Annotated in this window: 4 protein-coding genes; 2 read left to right on the top strand and 2 right to left on the bottom strand. The window is 68.4% G+C overall.

Features of this window, described 5'->3' with window-relative positions; genetic code table 11:
- Positions 1 to 335: 335 nt before the first annotated feature.
- A complete protein-coding gene (locus ACIRJP_RS42120) occupies positions 336 to 1,166 on the bottom strand; it encodes an isocitrate lyase/phosphoenolpyruvate mutase family protein (protein ID WP_404186465.1) in 831 nt (276 codons plus the stop codon).
- Between the two features lie 213 nt (positions 1,167 to 1,379).
- On the opposite strand from ACIRJP_RS42120, the gene ACIRJP_RS42115 reads away from it, so the two are divergent.
- Positions 1,380 to 1,862: an isochorismatase family cysteine hydrolase gene (locus tag ACIRJP_RS42115; protein ID WP_404186463.1), complete on the top strand. Its 483-nt coding sequence runs from the start codon at positions 1,380 to 1,382 to the stop codon at positions 1,860 to 1,862.
- An 84-nt stretch (positions 1,863 to 1,946) separates the two neighbouring features.
- A complete protein-coding gene (locus tag ACIRJP_RS42110; RefSeq protein ID WP_404186461.1) occupies positions 1,947 to 2,879 on the top strand; it encodes an FAD-dependent oxidoreductase in 933 nt (310 codons plus the stop codon).
- On the opposite strand, the gene ACIRJP_RS42105 is transcribed toward ACIRJP_RS42110, so the two are convergent.
- Positions 2,852 to 3,235, bottom strand: coding sequence for a hypothetical protein (locus tag ACIRJP_RS42105; RefSeq protein WP_404186459.1), 384 nt, complete (start codon positions 3,233 to 3,235; stop codon positions 2,852 to 2,854). The genes ACIRJP_RS42110 and ACIRJP_RS42105 overlap by 28 nt on opposite strands.
- Positions 3,236 to 3,580: the final 345 nt, after the last annotated feature.

The raw sequence follows: 3,580 nt of genomic DNA, 5'->3' as shown, positions 1-3,580 counted from the left end.
GAGATGGTAGAGGGTGAGCAGGGACCACATCTCCTGCTCGACGCCGACCGGGTCGTGCGAGCGCAGGACACGTCCGCACAGGATGGTGTGACGCAGGGCGTAGTAGGCGCTCTCGTGCTCCCAGCGCTCCAGCACATCTGGGGTCAAGGCCCGAGCCGAACTGCCCCCAGCTTCAACCAGGTCGCTGCGACAACCCGGCGGTGAAGGTCTCTCACCTCACTCGATTCCATGGCGCCTCGTGGCGCACCGACGCGCTACGACAAACGCGCCTACGTCTTCCACGGAACGGTCACCGTAGCGGCGATCCGACTGTGGCTCCGCTCCTGACCGTGTCCTCAGTGTGCGGGTTCGGCCAGGACCAGGGCGTTGAGGGTTGCGTAGTCGAATCCGCCCTCCAACGATGTCGTCGTGCCCTTCTCCAGCAGTTCATGGGCTGCTTGCCGGACCAGTCCGTACGCCGCCTCGGCGATGGAAGATCCTGCGCTGATCCGGGCAACTCCCGCGGAGGCAAGCTCGGAAACAGGCAGTGCGCCGGGGCCGGCCAGGAGGTTCACCGGCAGGTGCTGAGAGCCCACGAGCGTCCTGGCCTCCTCGGTATCGAATGTGCCAAGAACGAAGATGCCGTCCGCGCCGACCGCCGCGTACGCGCGGGCGCGTGCCAGCGTCTCGTCCAGCCAGGCCGTACGGTCACCGGGCAGCAGGCGGTGCGTGTCGATGCGGGCGTTGATGAACAACGGGACGCCCGTCTCGTCCGCGGCCCTGCGTGCGGCTGCGATTCGTTCGGCCTGCTCGGCGACGGGACGCAGGGTGTCCTCCAGGTTGATGCCCACGGCTCCGGCCGCCAGGACGCCGCGTACGGTCTCGGCCACGCCTGCCGGGTCGGCCGCGTAGCCCCGCTCGATGTCGGCGGTGACCGGCACATCGACGACGGCCGTGATCCGTGTGATCGCGTCCAGCGCCTGGCCGCGGGTCAGATGATCGCCGTCGCCGTGACCCAGGGACCACGCGACCCCGGCGCTGGTGGTCGCGATCGCGGAAGCACCAGCGTGCGCCACTATCCGGGCGGACGCCGCGTCCCAAGCGTTGGGCAGGACCAGCGGTGTGCCCGGTACGTGCAGAGAACGGAACATCTGGGCTTTGTCGAGAAGTGTTGCCATGCGCAGCATTGCACCATGAACGCTCAACGAGCGATCAGCATTTTCCAGTCGTCCTGATTCGCCGGAGCGCCCTGGCAGAGCAGGCTCGGATTGGTGAGGCAGCGGGCGCGCCAGGCTCGACAAGCGGGCGGGAAGACCAGCGGGCTGGCCGAATGGCTGCGCGACGTACAGGACGCTCTACGCGAAAGTGTCGGCTGAGGACGCGGGCAGGAGAGACAGCGGATGGACATCGGCGGCGCCGCGCTGATCGTGGTCGACATCGGCTTCGTGAACCACCACAGCCGCCACGCCGTGCCAGCGGTCTCCGACTTGGTCGCCCAGTGGTCCGCCGTCGGCCGACCCGTGATCTTCACCCGCTATTTCAACTACCCCGGCAGCACCTACGAGCTTTTCCCCCAGTGGCACGGGCTCCAGGAGCCGCCCGAGACCGACATCGTCCCCGCGCTCACCCAGGCCGCCGTCCACGCCCACGCGGTCATCGACAAGACGGGGTACACGCTCTTCACCCCCGAGGCAGGCAAACTGATCCGCCGGGCCAGCTGGTGCGACTTCGTTTTCTGCGGGATCGTCACCGAGAGTTGCGTCCTCGGGTCCGACGCCGACGCCTTCGAGCACGGCTACACACCCTGGATCGTCACCGACGCCTTGGCGAGCGACGTCGGCCTGGACGTCCACGATGCCGGACTCGTCGCGCCCGCCGCCTGATCGGGACCGGGCAACTCGTCACCGCAGAGCACGCGGTGGGGCAGCTCACCGCGTACGCAGGGGCCACGGTGCTGGAATAGCCCCATGGCCGACACACCGCCCCACACCGGTTCGCCCACCACCCACGACACCGACCTGATCATCATCGGCGGCGGACCGGCCGGCTGCGCCGCCGCCCGCATGGCCGCCAGCGTCGGCATGCGCTCGGTCCTGATCGAGCCGGACACCCTGTGCCGCAACCTGTACCGCATCCCGGCGCTGAACAACGTCCTCGGCGGCTGCACCAGCGGCCCCGAACTCGCCGACTCCATCACCACGCAGCTGAAGAGCACTGAGCTCAGCCGCCTGGAACTCGGCCGCCACGCCGTCGAACTCCGCGCCGCCGACGACCACGTCACCGTCACACTGGACACCGGTACCCGCCTGACCGCTCCGTACGCGGTTGTCGCCACCGGCGTCGGCCCCCTCCAGCCACGGGACGCCGCCTGGATCACCGCCCCCAGCGGCCTCACCCTGCCCCCGCTCTGGCAGGCCGACGCGGACGACGCCGAAGGCCGCACCCTCCTCGTCCTCGGCGGCGACCGCCCAATCGGCACCTTCCTGCGCGCCCACCCGACCACCGAAACCCGCCTGCTCGTCGCTCACCCCGCGGCCGACGAGTACAAGACCGAGGAGATCCGCGACGATCCACGCGTCACACTCCTGCCCGTCGAGCACCTGACCCTGCACCCCTTTGAAGGGGCCACGGTGACAGCGGACGCGGTGAACCGGGACGGCCGACCATGCGCCGTCACGGCAGACGCCGTCTACGTGAGCATCGGGAACGCGCCCACCGCCCCGTCCGGCGATCTCAGCCGCGACGGGAACGGCTACTGCCCGCCGACCGGCCAGCACCCCCGCATCATCGTGGCCGGTGACCTGCGCTCCGCCCGCTTCCAGCGAATCATGACCGCCCTGGGCTCCGGCAGCGAAGCCGCGCTGCACGCCTACTACGCTGCGCGGGAGCTGCTGCCCTGATACGTGGAGGTCGGCTCGGGATCATCCCCGCAGAGGTGAGCAAGGCGGCACGACGGGCCTTCGACGCCCCTCTTGCCGGGAGGGCAGTCCCCGTAATGCGAGGAGATGCACTCGTACCCGGCCCCGTCCGGAAACTTGATCGCGATACCGACGATGGTGAGGGTGTAGGTGATGACCGCGGCGCCGATGATGTTCCCGGCCCCGGCCCAGACATCGAGCAGCAGCATCGAGCGGGAACCTTCCGACAGGGTCGGGGCGGCCTGCCCGGTCTCTTCATCAATGCGGGCGACTTCCTCGGCGACGGTCGTGTCGCCCCAATCCGGCTGCAGGGCGCGCACCTTCGTGTCTGTGCTCACTGCCTGCGCCTGTGCGAGCAGGACATATGAAAGGGCCCGCACACGAGGTGCGGGCCCTGACCCTATCTGGCTACCTAGGTTGTCAGTCGGTGGTCACTCAAAATCACTCAACAATTGGATCTTCAAAAGGCCCCGGTCCCACCACCTTTGGCGGTGGTGCTCCGAGCCAGTCACATACCTGTTGGGCGGCTGGTAGGGAGTGCACTTCCCCGCATCCCGCGTCAACTCGAAAAAATCCTGTCACAAGGGCTACTAGTACTCCAGCAGGATTTCGCAGTCTGACCTGCGGATTTCGCTGGGCGGCTGGAGTGTAGCGGGCTGTGGAGTGGGCAGGGGCGGTTTCAC

Source organism: Streptomyces sp. NPDC102437, assembly GCF_044765565.1.
Taxonomy (GTDB): Bacteria; Actinomycetota; Actinomycetes; order Streptomycetales; family Streptomycetaceae; genus Streptomyces.
Note: the sequence above shows the minus strand (reverse complement) of the source record. Positions and strands in the feature narration are given on the sequence as shown.

Bases quoted from the DNA above. Each gene is read 5' to 3' on its own strand.
- ACIRJP_RS42120 (WP_404186465.1), bottom strand. From the start codon at position 1,166: ATGCTGCGCATGGCAACACTTCTCGACAAAGCCCAGATGTTCCGTTCT.
- ACIRJP_RS42115 (WP_404186463.1), top strand. From the start codon at position 1,380: ATGGACATCGGCGGCGCCGCGCTGATCGTGGTCGACATCGGCTTCGTG.
- ACIRJP_RS42110 (WP_404186461.1), top strand. From the start codon at position 1,947: ATGGCCGACACACCGCCCCACACCGGTTCGCCCACCACCCACGACACC.